This is a genomic window from uncultured Streptomyces sp., assembly GCF_947488945.1.
Taxonomy (GTDB): Bacteria; Actinomycetota; Actinomycetes; order Streptomycetales; family Streptomycetaceae; genus Streptomyces.
Genome location: NZ_CANLBS010000024.1, coordinates 1 through 14,489, shown reverse-complemented (window position 1 = coordinate 14,489; position 14,489 = coordinate 1). Strand labels below are relative to the sequence as shown.

Below are 14,489 nucleotides of genomic sequence, written 5' to 3'. Positions count from 1 at the left end.
TGTGTACGCTCACGGATGACGGGACCTTCGGTCGGCTGGCCGACGGCCCCGCTCCGGTTAGGCTCTAGTGGCAAGGCTCCAGAGCCCCGCACAGTCAGTCACATCCCAGAAGGAGATGCTCGTGCCGTCCATCGACGTCGTCGTAGCCCGGGAAATCCTCGACTCGCGGGGCAACCCCACGGTCGAGGTCGAAGTTGGTCTCGACGACGGCAGCACCGGCCGTGCTGCCGTCCCGTCCGGCGCCTCCACCGGCGCGTTCGAAGCCATCGAGCTTCGCGACGGCGACCCCAACCGTTACCAGGGCAAGGGTGTCGAGAAGGCCGTCCTCGCCGTCATCGAGCAGATCGGCCCGGAGCTCGTCGGCTACGACGCCACGGAGCAGCGCCTCATCGACCAGGCGATGTTCGACCTGGACGCCACGGAGAACAAGGGCTCGCTCGGCGCCAACGCCATCCTCGGCGTCTCCCTCGCCGTCGCGCACGCCGCCTCCGAGGCCTCGGACCTCCCGCTCTTCCGCTACCTCGGCGGCCCGAACGCGCACCTGCTGCCCGTTCCGATGATGAACATCCTGAACGGCGGCTCGCACGCCGACTCCAACGTGGACATCCAGGAGTTCATGATCGCCCCGATCGGCGCGGAGTCCTTCTCCGAGGCGCTGCGCTGGGGCGCGGAGATCTACCACACGCTGAAGAAGGTCCTCAAGACCAAGGGCCTGTCCACCGGCCTCGGCGACGAGGGCGGCTTCGCGCCGAACCTGGAGTCGAACCGCGCGGCCCTCGACCTCATCATCGAGGCCATCAAGGAGGCCGGCTACGTCCCCGGCCGCGATGTCGCGCTCGCGCTCGACGTCGCCGCGTCCGAGTTCTACGAGGACGGCACGTACGCCTTCGAGGGCAAGTCGCGCTCGGCCGCCGAGATGACCGAGTACTACGAGGAGCTCGTCTCCGCGTACCCGCTGGTCTCCATCGAGGACCCGCTGTTCGAGGACGACTGGGCCGGCTGGAACGTCCTCACCGAGAAGCTGGGCTCCAAGGTCCAGATCGTCGGCGACGACCTCTTCGTCACCAACCCGGAGCGTCTGGCGCGCGGCATCGAGGAGAACTCGGCCAACGCCCTGCTGGTGAAGGTCAACCAGATCGGTTCGCTGACCGAGACCCTGGACGCCGTCGAGCTGGCCCAGCGCAACGGCTTCAAGTGCATGATGTCGCACCGCTCCGGCGAGACCGAGGACGTCACCATCGCCGACCTCGCCGTCGCCACCAACTGCGGCCAGATCAAGACCGGCGCCCCGGCCCGGTCCGAGCGCGTCGCCAAGTACAACCAGCTGCTGCGCATCGAGGAGATCCTCGACGACGCCGCCGTGTACGCCGGCCGTTCGGCGTTCCCCCGCTTCAAGGGCTGATCCGCGGGGGCCCGTGAGGGTCCCGGCCCCGCCGTCGTGAAGCCGACGGGGCTTCCGGCACCACCAGCCTCCGTCCGTCCCCGCACTCGGTCCCGTACCGTGTGCGGGGACGGACGTGCGTAACGGGGAGCGTGAGACATGGCCGTGAAGGACCGTGACCGGTTCTCCACCGCGACCAGACTGCGGCTGCTCGGCGAGCAGACGGCCGCCCGCGTCTACCGCTCGCAGAACCGCCGGCAGGCCCGCCGCTCCCGGCTCACCGGCCGGGCCGCGTTCCTCGCCCTGGTGCTCTGCTCCCTCGTGGTCGCCCTGGCCTACCCCATGCGCCAGTACGTCTCCCAGCGCGACGAGATCGCCGACCAGCGCCGGATACTGCGCGACGCGGGGCAGCGCACCGAGCAGCTGCGCGACGAGAAGGCCCGGCTCCAGGACGACGCGTACATCCGCCGGCTGGCCCGCGAGCACCTCCACTACGTGGTGCCCGGCGAGACCGGGTACACCGTGGTCGCGCCGGACGCCGGGGAGAAGGACCGCGACGGCTCCGGCGCCTCCGGCAGCCCCTGGCCCACCAGCCTCTGGAACGGCGTGGACCGCGCCGACCGCGGCTGACCACCCGTGAGGAACGTCCCGTGGGGGGATCCCCCACGGGACGCGCCGTAGGGGAAACGCCCTCCGGGACGTTCCGGGGGTGAGGCCGGGCGCGTCCCGGTCCACGGACACCGGCACACTTGACGCGGGGCCGGACCGGCCCGGAGCCGGACCGGCGCTCCGCCCCCACCGCCCGACCAGAGCCACACCCGACCCGGACCAGAACCAAGGCAGGCATGGACACGCCCCCTCCGCAGACCGAATCCACTCCGCCCACCGCCGCGGACATCGCCGCGTTCGAGCAGCAGCTCGGCCGCCCGCCGCGCGGGCTGCGCGCCATCGCGCACCGCTGCCCCTGCGGCAACCCGGACGTGGTGGAGACCCAGCCCCGTCTGGAGGACGGCACGCCGTTCCCGACGACGTACTACCTGACCTGCCCGCGCGCCGCCTCCGCGATCGGCACGCTGGAGGCCAACGGCGTCATGAAGGAGATGACCGAGCGCCTGGGCACCGACCCGGAGCTGGCCGCCTCCTACCGCGCCGCGCACGAGGACTACCTCGCCCGCCGCGACGCCATCGAGGTCCTGGAGAACTTCCCGAGCGCGGGCGGCATGCCCGACCGGGTGAAGTGCCTGCACGTCCTGGTCGGCCACTCGCTGGCCGCCGGCCCCGGTGTGAACCCGCTGGGCGACGAGGCGATCGCGATGCTGCCCGAGTGGTGGGCGAAGGGCCCGTGCGTCACGCCCTGCAACCCCGCAGAAGACGCCCCCGGGGCGTCCGCGTGACCCGGGTCGCCGCCGTCGACTGCGGCACCAACTCCATCCGGCTCCTGGTCGCCGACCTCGACCCGGCCACCGGCGCGTTCACCGAGCTGGACCGCCGGATGCGGATCGTCCGGCTCGGCCAGGGCGTCGACCGCACCGGCCGCCTCGCACCGGAGGCGCTGGAGCGCACCTTCGACGCCTGCCGCGAATACGCCGGCGTGATCGCGGAGCTGGGGGCGGAACGGATCCGCTTCGTCGCGACCTCGGCCTCCCGCGACGCGGAGAACAGCGACGACTTCGTCCGGGGCGTCCGCGACATCCTCGGCGTCGAGCCCGAGGTGGTGACCGGCGACGAGGAGGCCCGGCTCTCCTTCGACGGCGCCACCAAGGAGCTCACCGACGCGCACGGCTTCGCCGCGCCCTACCTGGTAGTGGACATCGGGGGCGGCTCGACCGAGTTCGTCCTCGGCGACACGGAGGTCCGCGCGGCCCGCTCGGTGGACATCGGCTGCGTGCGGATGACCGAGCGACACCTGGTGCGCGACGGCGTCCCGGTGGACCCGCCGACCGAGGACCGGACCGCCGCGATCCGCGCCGACGTCGCCGCCGCCCTCGACCTGGCGGCCGGCACGGTCCCGCTGGACGCCGCCGCCACCCTGGTCGGCCTGGCCGGCACGGTCACCACGGTGGCAGCGATCGCCCTGGACCTGAAGGAGTACGACTCGGCGGCGATCCACCACGCGCGGATCTCCCTCGACCGGGTCCGCGAGATCGCCGCCCGCCTGGTGTCCTCCACCCACGAGGAGCGGGCCGCCATCCCCGCGATGCACTCCGGCCGCGTCGACGTGATCGCCTCCGGCGCCCTCATCCTGGTCGCGGTCATGGAACGCACCGGCGCGAGGGAGATCGTGGTCAGCGAGCACGACATCCTCGACGGGATCGCCTGGAGCGCGGCGCTCGGCGGCGAATGACCTGCATGTCGGCGGACGGGCCCGGGGGGCACGGTGTTCCCGGGCCCGGCCTCCGTCTCAGATGCTGCGGTAGACGTCGCGCCGGTCGCCGGCCTTGACGACGAGGATGACCAGTTCGTCGTTCTCGATCTGGTAGGCGAGCCGGTGGTTCCCGACACGGAGCCGGTAGAGGCCCGAGGAGCCGACAAGCTTCTTGACGTCGGCGTCCTCACGGTACGGATCGTCGCCGAGCGCGGTCAGCGCGGCCAGGATGCGCATGGCAGCGGGCCGTTCGACGGCCCGAAGCTGTCGCTGCGCCGTAGTGGTGAACCGGAACGCGTACTTCACGCCGCGCCTTCGGAGCGTTCGGTGAACAGATCGGCCAGCAGCTCGGCCATGGTCACGGTCGGGCCGCCTTGAGCCAGGACTGCTTCCGCTTCCCTCGCCAGGAGGACGTCCGCCGCGTCCTCCAGCGCGTAAAAGTCGGAGATCGGCACGACAGCGGCCACGGGCTCCCCGTTGCGGGTGATCACCGTGGGCGTGCCTTCCTCGGCGCGATTGATGTGGTCCGCAAGGTGGGCACGTGCTTCCCGCACGGTCGCAGTCGTCTCACTCATGAGAAAAGTGTACGCGTAACTGTGTACACGTGTGGGTCGGGGCGGAGCACGCTTCGGAAGAAGATCCTCGACGGGTCGGCTGGAGCGCGGCGCTCGGCGGCGAATGACCTGCATGTCGGCGGACGGGCCCGGGGGCATGGTGTTCCCGGGCCCGGCCTCCGTCTCAGATGCTGCGGTGGACGTCGCGCCGGTCGCTGGCCTTGACGACGAGGATGACGAGCTCGTCGTTCTCGCTCTGGTGGGCGAGTCGGTGGTTCCCGACCCGGAGCCGGTAGAGGCCCATCACCGCACGTCCTCCCGTGCTGTTCGCGGACGTGCTACTCATCTGCGGACACCACCGAGCGAGGGAAGAGCGAACCATGGACAGACGTGCCCTGATGCTGGCGACCGGCGGACTCATCGGCGGGATGGGGGCCGCGCACGCCGCGTCCGGACCCGCCGCCGCTGCGGAGGCCGATGCGACGGCGGGCCCGGTCTTCGACGTCCGGGAGTTCGGTGCCGTCGGGGACGGGGTCACCGACGAGACCGTCGCGTTCCGGGCCGCGCTCGCCGCCGCACGGGCCGTGCCCGGCGGCGGTGCGACCCTTCTGGTGCCCGCCGGGGCGTATGCGTTGGGTGAGTCGCTGGTGCTCGGCCCCGGCATGAGCGTGCGGGCGTACGGCGCCCGGTTGACCAGGACCGGAAACACCTCCGCGCTGGTCAAGAACTACATGGCCGGCGCTCCCGCGGTCGCCGGCTACGGCGGGGCCGGGAACATAGCCGTGTTCGGAGGCGAGTGGGACATGCGCGGAAGCCGGTACAACTCGACCTGCCCCGCCTTCGTCTTCACGCACGCCGACGGGTTCACGGTCCGCGACGTCACCGTGCTCGATGTCCCGGAGGCGCATGCGATCGAATTGAACGCGGTGCGAAGGGTCCGCGTGGTGGACTGCCTCTTCGACGGCGTGTACGCCGCGCCGGGCGTGCCGGCGGTGCCCAACCGCAGGGAGGCCGTTCAGATCACCGGAGCGACCAACTCCGCGAACCTGCCGGCCCCCGAGTACGACGGCACACCATGTGAGGACGTACTGATCACCGGGTGCGTGATGCGCAACTCCTCGGCGGCGAACGCTCCGTACGACGCGTTGTGCGGCGACCATTACGTGGCCGGGGGGACAGGCGCGCCCCGCCCGCTGCACCGGAATATCCGCGTGGTCGGCAACCGCGTGGAGAGCAGCTCCGCCTACGGGATCCGCGCGACCGACTGGCAGCAGTCGCTCGTCGCGGACAACACGATCGACTCACCGGCGGTCGCAGGCATCCATGTCGGCTCGGGGTCCGGAAACGCCCTCCACGACATCGCGGTGACCGGCAACGTCATCCATGGGGCGGGCTCCGGCGGTGCAATCGTGGTGACGAACACCGGTGCCGGTCGCAACAGCTCGGTGCTCGTGCGCGGCAACCTCGTCCGTGGGACGAACGGGGAGACGGCCATCTACGTCAATCGGACGGACGGGGCCTCGGTCACCGGCAACACCGTCGCCGTGAGCACGCATCCCTCGGGCGGCAACTGCCAGGGCATCCAGGTGCAGAACTCTCCCGACGCGCTGATCACCGGCAACCACGTGTCGGACGCCGACGGTGACGGCATCGGTGTCGACAGCGACTCGGCCGGGGCCCTCGTCGCACAGAACGTTGTGCTGCGCGCGTCTCGCAACGGCATCGCGGTGGCCTCGTCGGACGTGGCGGTCCGCGACAACAGGGTCTCCGGAGCGGGAACCTCCGGGACCGCCGACACCTACGCGATACGCGTCGGCGGAAACGCGGCGGACGTGTCCTGCCAGGGCAACATCGCCCGGGTCGGTGCGGGGGCGGCGGAGGCCGCCGTGGGCGTGATGGCCGGCAGCAGGGCTGCGTGGATCACGGCCAACGACCTGCGTGGCTGGGGTGGCGGGGCTTTCCTGGACCTGGGTACGGCGACCGTGGCGAGCGGGAACGCCGTCTGACGGGGCGCGCTCTTCGGCCCCGGCACGCCCAAGGCCGAAGAGCGCGGCACCCCCTGAAGCTGCGACCGCCGGTCCGCACGGCCCCGTTCCGCCTCGGGAAGACCCGGCCGAAGGCACTGGACTCGATCGGTCCCGGAGCGGGCGTCCCCGGCACGTCGACCTTCCCGTGATCCGCACGCCCATCTGCCCCGAAAAAGCCGCTCATGCGCACCCCTCGCCGCACTTATGAGCTGCTTATGAGCCCCGAAAACGGCCCTCCCGCGCCGGGCGGAAAGCAAGTTCGTGAAGTTCTTCACAAGAGAATCGGCCCTGTTGGGCGAAGTTCTTCCGCTGACGGGGCGTCGGAGGCGGCGGCGGCGCGGAATCGGGAGCGCGCGGGAGGGTTCCGCTCACCTCGCGCGGTCATGACGCGTGAGGCTGATGGAGACCATCACCATGGCCAATGGCCAGCTCACAGGCGGTCCGTAACGTTCGCCAGGGGGGCCTGGTTCCCCTTGTGGACCATGACCTGGGTCACGTGGGCGGCGAAGTGTAGCAGAAGGGCGCGGAACTCTTGTGAAGGGGCTCACGAGGTACCCCCCCGAGGGAGGTGGATACTCGATTGCATGAGCACCACGGAGCGTCCCAGGATCCTCGTTGTAGGCGGTGGGTACGTAGGCCTGTACGCAGCTCGACGCATCCTCAAGAAGATGCGCTACGGAGAGGCGACCGTCACGGTCGTCGACCCGCGCTCGTACATGACGTACCAGCCCTTCCTCCCCGAAGCTGCCGCAGGCAGCATCTCGCCTCGGCATGTCGTCGTCCCCTTGCGACGCGTGCTGCCCAAGGCTGAGGTTCTCACCGGTCGTGTGACGACCATCGACCAGGACCGCAAGGTCGCCACGGTCGCGCCGCTCGTCGGCGAGACCTACGAGCTGCCCTTCGACTACCTCGTCATCGCCATGGGCGCGGTCTCCCGCACCTTCCCGATCCCCGGCCTCGCCGAACAGGGCATCGGCATGAAGGGCATCGAGGAGGCCATCGGCCTGCGCAACCACGTCCTCGAGCAGCTGGACAAGGCCGACTCGACGACCGACGAGGACGTCCGCCGCAAGGCGCTCACCTTCGTCTTCGTGGGCGGCGGCTTCGCCGGTGCGGAGACCATCGGCGAGGTCGAGGACATGGCCCGGGACGCGGCCAAGTACTACACCAACGTGAAGCGCGAGGACATGCGCTTCGTCCTGGTCGACGCCGCCGACAAGATCCTCCCCGAGGTCGGTCCGAAGCTGGGCGCCTACGGCAAGGAGCACCTGGAGGGCCGCGGGGTCGAGGTCTACCTCTCGACGTCCATGGACTCCTGCGTCGACGGCCACGTGGTGCTGAAGAACGGCCTGGAGGTCGACTCCAGCACCATCGTGTGGACCGCCGGTGTGAAGCCGAACCCGGCTCTCGCCCGCTTCGGTCTGCCGCTCGGCCCGCGCGGCCACGTGGACACCTCGGAGAAGCTCCAGGTGCAGGGCACGGACTACATCTGGGCCGCCGGCGACAACGCCCAGGTCCCGGACATGGTCGGACGCCGCGCCGGCAACCCGAACGCGTGGTGCCCGCCCAACGCCCAGCACGCGCTGCGTCAGGCGAAGGTCCTCGGCGACAACGTGGTCTCCGGCATGCGGGGCTTCCCGCAGAAGGAGTACAGCCACGCCAACAAGGGTGCGGTCGCCGGTCTGGGCCTGCACAAGGGCGTCGCGATGATCGTCATGGGCAAGGTGAAGATCAAGCTCAAGGGCCGTCTCGCCTGGTACATGCACCGTGGCTACCACGGTGTCGCGATGCCGACCTGGAACCGGAAGATCCGTGTCTTCGCCGACTGGACGCTCGCGATGTTCCTCAAGCGCGAGGTCGTCTCGCTCGGCGCCATCGAGACGCCGCGCGAGGAGTTCTACGAGGCCGCCAAGCCGGCTCCGGCCCCCGCCGCCGCCAAGCCGGAGGGCGAGAAGGCCAAGGCGTCCTGACGCCGGGTCGCCACTGCGTGCGACCGCCCGCCCCGTGCGGCGCGGTCCGCACGGGGCGGGGCCGCCGCAGTACCCGAACGAAGCCCGTAGGGGCCGTCCGCCATCCGTGGTGCGGGCGGCCCCTACGGGCGTATCCGGCGCCCTCCCGATCCGCGCGGCGCGGCGGCCGGGCGGTGCCGTCCCGGCAGATAGATGTCACATACAGCTATTTTGCCCGCCCATTGCCCGGTAGCGGGATGAGATCGGCCGCCGTCACCGTTGACGCAGGTATGCCTCGCCGTGGCGCAGCGGTGCCGTGGCGTGGCCCGTACGCATGTGTCGTCAGTGACCTGGTCACGTTCGGGAACACCACCACGGAGGTGTGCGCCATGCCAGATGCCGCGTCGCGGCTGACCGCTCTCGCCGAAGAGTTGCTCGGAGAACCCCTTCCGGTCCGCATCCGGGCCTGGGACGGCAGCGAAGCCGGCCCGCCGGGCGCCCCCACTCTCGTTCTGCGCCACCGCCGCGCCCTGCGCCGCGTGTTCTGGAAGCCGGGCGAACTGGGGCTGGCCAGGGCCTGGGTCGCCGGTGACATCGACGTCGACGGCGACCTCTACGAGGTGCTCGACCGGCTGGCGTCCCTGCTGTGGGAACGCGGTGCCGACGCCAAGGACTCCGTGCACCCGATCCGCGACGCCAGGGTCCGCGCCTTCGGGGCCGGCCTGCTGCGGATGGCCGGTCCGTACCCGCCGCCCCCGCCGCCGCCCGAGGAGGTGCGCCGCCGCTCCGGTCCGCTGCACACCAAGCGCCGCGACAAGGAGGCCATCAGCCACCACTACGACGTGGGCAATGATTTCTACGAACTGGTCCTCGGCCCGTCGATGGTCTACTCCTGCGCCTACTGGGAGGACGGCGGCACCCTGGAGGACGCCCAGCGCGACAAGCTCGACCTGGTCTGCCGCAAGCTCGGCCTGAAGGAGGGCGACCGGCTCCTCGACGTCGGCTGCGGCTGGGGCTCGATGGCCCTGCACGCCGCCCGGAACTACGGCGTGACCGTCACCGGGGTGACTCTCTCCGCCGAACAGGCCGCCTACGCCCGCAAGCGGGTGGCCGAGGAAGGGCTGGCCGACCGGATCGAGATCCGGGTGCAGGACTACCGGGACGTGCGCGACGGCCCCTACGACGCGATCTCCTCCATCGGCATGGCCGAACACGTCGGCTCGGTCCGTTACCGCGAATACGCCGACGACCTGTACGCCCTCCTGCGGCCCGGCGGCCGGCTGCTGAACCACCAGATCGCCCGCCGCCCCGAGAAGGACGAGGACGCCTACCGCATCGACGAGTTCATCGACGCCTACGTCTTCCCCGACGGCGAACTGGCCCCCGTGGGCCGCACCCTGGCCACGCTGGAGGAGGCCGGGTTCGAGGCGCGCGACGTGCAGGCGTTGCGCGAGCACTACGCGGTGACCCTGCGCCACTGGGTCGCCAACCTGGAGCGCGACTGGGACCGCGCGGTACGGCTGACCTCGCCCGGCCGGGCACGGGTCTGGCGGCTCTACATGGCGGCGTCCGCGCTCTCCTTCGAGCACAACAAGATCGGCGTCAACCAGATCCTGGCCGTGAAGCCGAAGGAGCCCGGAGCGTCCGGGCTGCCGCTGCGCAGCCGCCGCTGGACCGAGGGGGAGACGCCGACGAACCAGGGAACCGGCGGCGCGGAGCCGGGTGCGGAGGCCCCGTCGGCGCGGGTCTCCGGCACGGTCGCGCCGGGCGGCCCGGCCGCGCCGGGTTCCGGCGGCTCCCCGGAGCCCGCGTCGGCCGGCTGACCCGCCCGCCACGCCCGGAGGGGCCCGCGCGGTCGTCCCGTACGGGACCGGTGCAGGTGTAAGGGGCCGGTGTCCGCGAACCCGCGGGCGCCGGCCCCTTACCCATGTCCCCGAAGGGCCCTGCCAGGATGCGGCCCGTACGGGCCCGCAGGGCTACTCCGTCTTGATCGCCGTCAGCATGTTCAGACGTGCCGCGCTGCGGGCCGGCCAGAGCGAGGCGAGCACCCCGACGAGTCCGGCCAGCACCAGGAAGACCGCGATCCGGTCCCACGGGATCACCAGGGCGTAGCCCGGCACGGACGAGGCGATCGTGCGGCCGATGGCCCAGCCGAGGAAGGTGCCGAGCGCCACGCCGACCACCGCGCCGAACAGCGAGATGACGACGGCCTCCAGCCGGATCATCCGCTTCACCCGGCGCCGGTCCAGGCCGATCGCCCGGAGCATCCCGATCTCCTGCTGCCGCTCGAACACCGACATGGCCAGCGTGTTGACCACCCCGAGCACCGCGATGACCAGCGCCATCGCCAGCAGCCCGTACATGATGTTCAGCGCCGTGTTCACGAAGCCGCCGAACATGTCCCGGATGCCCTGCTTGTCGACGATGCTCATCGCCGGGTTGTCGCCGAGCGCGTCCACCACGGCCCGCTCGTTGGCGGCGGTCGCCCCGCCGTCCATCGTCAGCCAGATCTCCCGGATGTCGCTGCGCGGGGTGTGCGCGTCCGCGAGCTCCTTCGGCATCAGGAACGGCGAGAGGAACTCGTTCCCCTCGTAGAGCGCGCCGATGGTCAGCTCGCCCTTCTTCTCGTCCTCGAACGTCACCGGCACGGTGTCGCCGGTCTTCCAGCCGTGGTCCTCCGCCGTGTCCGAGGCGACGGCGATCCGGCCCTCGCCGAGCGAGGAGACCGAGCCCGAGACCGTCTTCAGCGCGAAGACCTTCTCCACGTCGCCCGGCGTGACGCCGGAGGCGCTGTAGTGCTGCTCGCCGATCCGGAGCCAGTTGGACTGCTGCGGCGAGACCGCCTCGACGCCGCCCGCCTTCTCCAGCGCGGTGAGAGCCGACTCGTCGAGCGGACCGCCGCTCGCCATCGAGACCATGTAATCGGCCTTGAGGTGGTCCGTCGTCATCTTGTCGATGGCCTGGCCCAGCGTCACGCCGAGCACCGAGATGCCGGTGACCAGGGTCAGCCCGATGGCCAGCGCGGAGGCGGTGGCGCCGGTGCGGCGGGGGTTGCGGACCGCGTTCTGCGCGGCCAGCTTCCCGGAGACCCCGAACAGCTTCCGCAGCAGCGGCCGTACGGCGGCGATGACCGGCCGGGACAGCAGCGGGATCAGCACGATCACGCCGACCAGCGCGAAGAACGCTCCGCCCGCGATCAGGGCCCGGCCGTCCTTGCCGGCGGCGGCGCCGCCCACGATGCCTGCGGCGCCGATCAGGGTGAGTACCGCGCCGAACGAGTTCCGCACGATCAGCGACTTGGTGGTGGCGACCGCGTGGACACTGTTCATCGCGGCCACCGGCGGGATCTTCGCGGCGCGGCGGGCGGGCAGCCACGCGGCGAGCACGGTGACGACGACGCCGACGCCGAGCGCCGCGAGCACCGCGGTGGGGGAGACGACCAGCGGACCGTCGGGGATGGTGCCGCCGAACACGCCCATCGCGGACCGCAGACCGGCGGCCAGGCCGAGGCCCAGCAGGAAGCCGACCACCGAGGCGATCACCCCGACGACGGCCGCCTCCACCAGCACCGACCGCTTGACCTGCCGGCGCGAGGCGCCGACGGCGCGCATCAACGCCAGCTCACGGGTGCGCTGGGCGACCAGCATGGTGAAGGTGTTGGCGATCAGGAAGACGCCGACGAACAGGGCGATCCCGGCGAACGCCAGCAGGATCGTGCTCAGGTCGCTCAGGCCGGACTCGATCTGCTCGGCCTGGTCGTCCGCGAGCGCCTTGCCGGTCTTGGCCTCCGCGCCCTTGGGCAGCAGCGGCTCGATCGCGCGGAGCAGCGCGGCGTCGGAGGCCCCGGCCTCGGCGGTGACCGTCGCGTCCTGGAACTCGCCGGGGCGCAGATAGAGCCGCTGGGCCACCGCGGTGTCGAACAGCACCAGGCTGCCGCCCGCGTTGACGGCGCCGTCCTCGGTCGTGAAGATCCCGGCGAGGGTGTACTCCTTCACCGGCCCGTTGGTGGCGACCCGGACCTTCTCGCCGACGGTGTACTTCCCGGCGGACGCGGTGGCCTTGTCCAGCGCGATCGCGTCCGCCCCGGTGGGCCCCTGACCGTCCACGAAGTCGTACGAGGAGTCGCCCGCACCCTTGCCGGAGCCGGCAGTGGGGGCGTAGTTGGCACCGGTGTTGGACCAGCCGCTGCCGATCAGCTTGCCGTCCTGGTCGGCGACGCCGGCGAAGCCGGAGACCCGGCCCGCGGCGCTCGCCACGCCGTCCACGGCCCGGATCCGGTCCAGGGTCGCGGTGTCGATGCCGGCGGTCTCGTCGTCGCGCTGGTCGGCGTGGGTGGTGACCGCGACGGCGACGTCGTCGTAGTTCTTCGCCGACTGGTTGCGGAAGGCGTTGCCGAGGGTGTCGGTGAACACCAGGGTGCCGGAGACGAAGGCGACGCCGAGCATGACGGCGAGCACGGTCATCAGCAGCCTGGCCTTGTGCGCGAGCACATTGCGCAGGGCGGTACGGAACATGTGTGAGTCCTGGGATGGGTGTCCGGAAGGGCGGGACGGGGCGGTACCGGGTGGGTACGGCGGGCGCGCGGCCCCGGCGAGCGGGGCCGGTCGCGTGGGTCGGTCGCGCGGCGTGTCAGCCCATGCGAGGCGTCGACCCGCGGGGGAACACCGGCTCGCTCGGGGCGCCGGCTCGTGCGGGGGCGCAACGCGCGGAGGGACGCCGGCCCACGCGGGCGTCGGCTCGCGCAGGAGGCATCACTCGCGCGGCGCGCCGGCTCGTGCGGGGCGTCAGCTCGTGCGGCCCTTGGCGTCGAACGCCTTCATCCGGTCGAGCACCTTGTCGGCGGTGGGCGAGGTCATCTCGTCCACGATCGCGCCGTCCGCCAGGAAGATCACCCGGTCCGCGTACGAGGCGGCGACCGCGTCGTGGGTCACCATCACCACGGTCTGCCCCAGCTCGCGCACGGAGTTGCGCAGGAAGCCCAGCACCTCGGCGCCGGAACGGGAGTCGAGGTTGCCGGTGGGCTCGTCGCCGAAGATGATCTCCGGCTGCGACGCCAGCGCGCGGGCCACCGCGACGCGCTGCTGCTGACCGCCGGAGAGTTCGGTGGGCCGGTGCTTGAGGCGCTCGGAGAGCCCCACCATGTCGATGACCCGCTGGAGCCAGGCGGCGTCCGGCTTCCGGCCGGCGATGTCCATCGGCAGCGTGATGTTCTCCAGCGCGGTCAGCGTCGGCAGCAGGTTGAACGCCTGGAAGATGAAGCCGATCTTGTCGCGCCGGAGCTGGGTGAGCTGCTTGTCCTTGAGCGAGCCCAGCTCGGTGTCGCCGATGCGCACCGAACCGCTGCTGAAGCTGTCGAGACCGGCCACGCAGTGCATCAGCGTCGACTTGCCGGAACCGGACGGACCCATGATCGCGGTGAACTCGCCCTGCGGGAAGTCCACGGTGACGCGGTCGAGGGCGACCACCTGGGTCTCCCCCTGGCCGTAGACCTTCGACAGCTCCGTGGCGCGGGCCGCTGCCGCGGTGGCGCGGTGGACGGTGGGGGCGGTGGTCACAGGGGGACTCCTTGGCGGGGCGGGGACGGACGGCTCGATCGAGCTCTTTCATCCTCTCCGCCGCACCGGGCGGGTTCGTCAGCCCCCGAGCCCGTTGTGGTGGCCCTCTTGAGTCGTACCGGGAAGGGGCGCCCCTACTCCTGCGGTATGACGTCACCCCTGAGAAGGCTCCGGCCGCCACCGCCCGCCGTCGGTATTCGGCCGCCCGCCGCGACCAGACGGCGGTGGGCTCCTCGGGCCGGGCGGGCCCCTCCGGAGGGTGGCCGAGGGGGGAGGGTGGCGCGCCCCTGGCGGGTGGTGGCGGCCCACTGGCGCGTTGCGCCGTACGGGTGCGGCGAGTTTCCGTCATTCCGCGCGACGGCCTTCACGGGCCGGACCCCGTACGGGCGTGAGATCACCCCTCGCCGTGGTGCTGACGGACCCTCAGGAAGTCAATAAAATAAGACAACATCGCGCCCGTGTTCCGCTGATCGGGGGACGCCCCGGATAGGGTCAGGGGCCAACGCGGAGTCGCGCCACGCCCGGGTGGTGGAACGCAGACACGGCGAGCTTAAACCTCGCTGCCCCTCGGGGGGCGTACCGGTTCGAGTCCGGTTCCGGGCACTCCGCGTAGTACGCGTGCTGACCTGCAAAGACGGCTCGATCCCACCGTGATCAT

General features: G+C 71.4%; 11 protein-coding genes, 1 tRNA gene and 1 pseudogene. 8 read left to right on the top strand and 5 right to left on the bottom strand.

All coding sequences use genetic code 11. The features are described 5' to 3' along the window. Positions 1–115: 115 nt before the first annotated feature. The 4 genes from eno (at position 116) to Q0994_RS28750 (ending at position 3,725) form a co-directional block, all read left to right on the top strand. Positions 116–1,402, top strand: coding sequence for a phosphopyruvate hydratase (gene eno, locus Q0994_RS28765; protein WP_299540295.1), 1,287 nt, complete (start codon positions 116–118; stop codon positions 1,400–1,402). Positions 1,403–1,540: 138 nt separating this feature from the next. Next, positions 1,541–2,011: a septum formation initiator family protein gene (locus tag Q0994_RS28760; RefSeq protein WP_299540293.1), complete on the top strand. Its 471-nt coding sequence runs from the start codon at positions 1,541–1,543 to the stop codon at positions 2,009–2,011. A gap of 215 nt (positions 2,012–2,226) precedes the next feature. After that, complete coding sequence (locus Q0994_RS28755) at positions 2,227–2,775, top strand: DUF501 domain-containing protein (RefSeq protein WP_299540291.1); 549 nt, start codon at positions 2,227–2,229, stop codon at positions 2,773–2,775. Beyond that, on the top strand, positions 2,772–3,725 hold the full coding sequence (locus Q0994_RS28750) for a Ppx/GppA phosphatase family protein (protein WP_299540289.1): 954 nt from the start codon (positions 2,772–2,774) through the stop codon (positions 3,723–3,725). The genes Q0994_RS28755 and Q0994_RS28750 overlap by 4 nt, the downstream gene beginning before the upstream one ends. A 57-nt stretch (positions 3,726–3,782) precedes the next feature. Here the strand turns inward: Q0994_RS28750 and Q0994_RS28745 are convergent, their stop codons facing one another. The 3 genes and pseudogenes from Q0994_RS28745 to Q0994_RS28735 all read right to left on the bottom strand — a co-directional run. Beyond that, positions 3,783–4,052 (bottom strand): type II toxin-antitoxin system RelE/ParE family toxin, encoded by a 270-nt coding sequence (locus Q0994_RS28745; protein ID WP_299540287.1) that lies wholly within the window; start codon positions 4,050–4,052, stop codon positions 3,783–3,785. Further along, complete coding sequence (locus tag Q0994_RS28740) at positions 4,049–4,321, bottom strand: type II toxin-antitoxin system Phd/YefM family antitoxin (protein ID WP_299540284.1); 273 nt, start codon at positions 4,319–4,321, stop codon at positions 4,049–4,051. Before Q0994_RS28740 ends, Q0994_RS28745 begins: the two co-directional genes overlap by 4 nt. Before the next feature lie 163 nt (positions 4,322–4,484). Then, positions 4,485–4,601: pseudogene (locus tag Q0994_RS28735) on the bottom strand (type II toxin-antitoxin system RelE/ParE family toxin); the annotation flags it as partial. Between the two features lie 79 nt (positions 4,602–4,680). Here Q0994_RS28735 and Q0994_RS28730 point away from each other — a divergent pair. The 3 genes from Q0994_RS28730 (at position 4,681) to Q0994_RS28720 (ending at position 10,099) form a co-directional block, all read left to right on the top strand. Beyond that, positions 4,681–6,306: a right-handed parallel beta-helix repeat-containing protein gene (locus Q0994_RS28730; RefSeq protein WP_299540281.1), complete on the top strand. Its 1,626-nt coding sequence runs from the start codon at positions 4,681–4,683 to the stop codon at positions 6,304–6,306. Positions 6,307–6,911: 605 nt separating this feature from the next. Continuing rightward, positions 6,912–8,297 (top strand): NAD(P)/FAD-dependent oxidoreductase, encoded by a 1,386-nt coding sequence (locus tag Q0994_RS28725; protein ID WP_299540278.1) that lies wholly within the window; start codon positions 6,912–6,914, stop codon positions 8,295–8,297. Between the two features lie 368 nt (positions 8,298–8,665). Continuing rightward, positions 8,666–10,099 carry a cyclopropane-fatty-acyl-phospholipid synthase family protein gene (locus tag Q0994_RS28720; protein ID WP_299540275.1) on the top strand — a complete coding sequence of 478 codons (1,434 nt, stop codon included), beginning with the start codon at positions 8,666–8,668 and terminating at the stop codon, positions 10,097–10,099. A 153-nt stretch (positions 10,100–10,252) separates the two neighbouring features. Here the strand turns inward: Q0994_RS28720 and Q0994_RS28715 are convergent, their stop codons facing one another. Both Q0994_RS28715 and Q0994_RS28710 read right to left on the bottom strand, forming a co-directional pair. Then, positions 10,253–12,790, bottom strand: a complete 2,538-nt coding sequence (locus Q0994_RS28715; protein ID WP_299540272.1) for an ABC transporter permease — start codon at positions 12,788–12,790, stop codon at positions 10,253–10,255. A 270-nt stretch (positions 12,791–13,060) separates the two neighbouring features. After that, on the bottom strand, positions 13,061–13,831 hold the full coding sequence (locus Q0994_RS28710; RefSeq protein ID WP_299540270.1) for an ABC transporter ATP-binding protein: 771 nt from the start codon (positions 13,829–13,831) through the stop codon (positions 13,061–13,063). Positions 13,832–14,350: 519 nt separating this feature from the next. Here Q0994_RS28710 and Q0994_RS28705 point away from each other — a divergent pair. Beyond that, positions 14,351–14,434, top strand: a tRNA-Leu gene (locus Q0994_RS28705). Positions 14,435–14,489 lie beyond the last annotated feature (55 nt).

Coding starts and splice junctions, on each gene's coding strand:
- Q0994_RS28725 (WP_299540278.1), top strand. CDS start 6,912: ATGAGCACCACGGAGCGTCCCAGGATCCTCGTTGTAGGCGGTGGGTAC.
- Q0994_RS28760 (WP_299540293.1), top strand. CDS start 1,541: ATGGCCGTGAAGGACCGTGACCGGTTCTCCACCGCGACCAGACTGCGG.
- Q0994_RS28730 (WP_299540281.1), top strand. CDS start 4,681: ATGGACAGACGTGCCCTGATGCTGGCGACCGGCGGACTCATCGGCGGG.
- Q0994_RS28755 (WP_299540291.1), top strand. CDS start 2,227: ATGGACACGCCCCCTCCGCAGACCGAATCCACTCCGCCCACCGCCGCG.
- Q0994_RS28720 (WP_299540275.1), top strand. CDS start 8,666: ATGCCAGATGCCGCGTCGCGGCTGACCGCTCTCGCCGAAGAGTTGCTC.
- Q0994_RS28715 (WP_299540272.1), bottom strand. CDS start 12,790: ATGTTCCGTACCGCCCTGCGCAATGTGCTCGCGCACAAGGCCAGGCTG.
- eno (WP_299540295.1), top strand. CDS start 116: ATGCTCGTGCCGTCCATCGACGTCGTCGTAGCCCGGGAAATCCTCGAC.
- Q0994_RS28740 (WP_299540284.1), bottom strand. CDS start 4,321: ATGAGTGAGACGACTGCGACCGTGCGGGAAGCACGTGCCCACCTTGCG.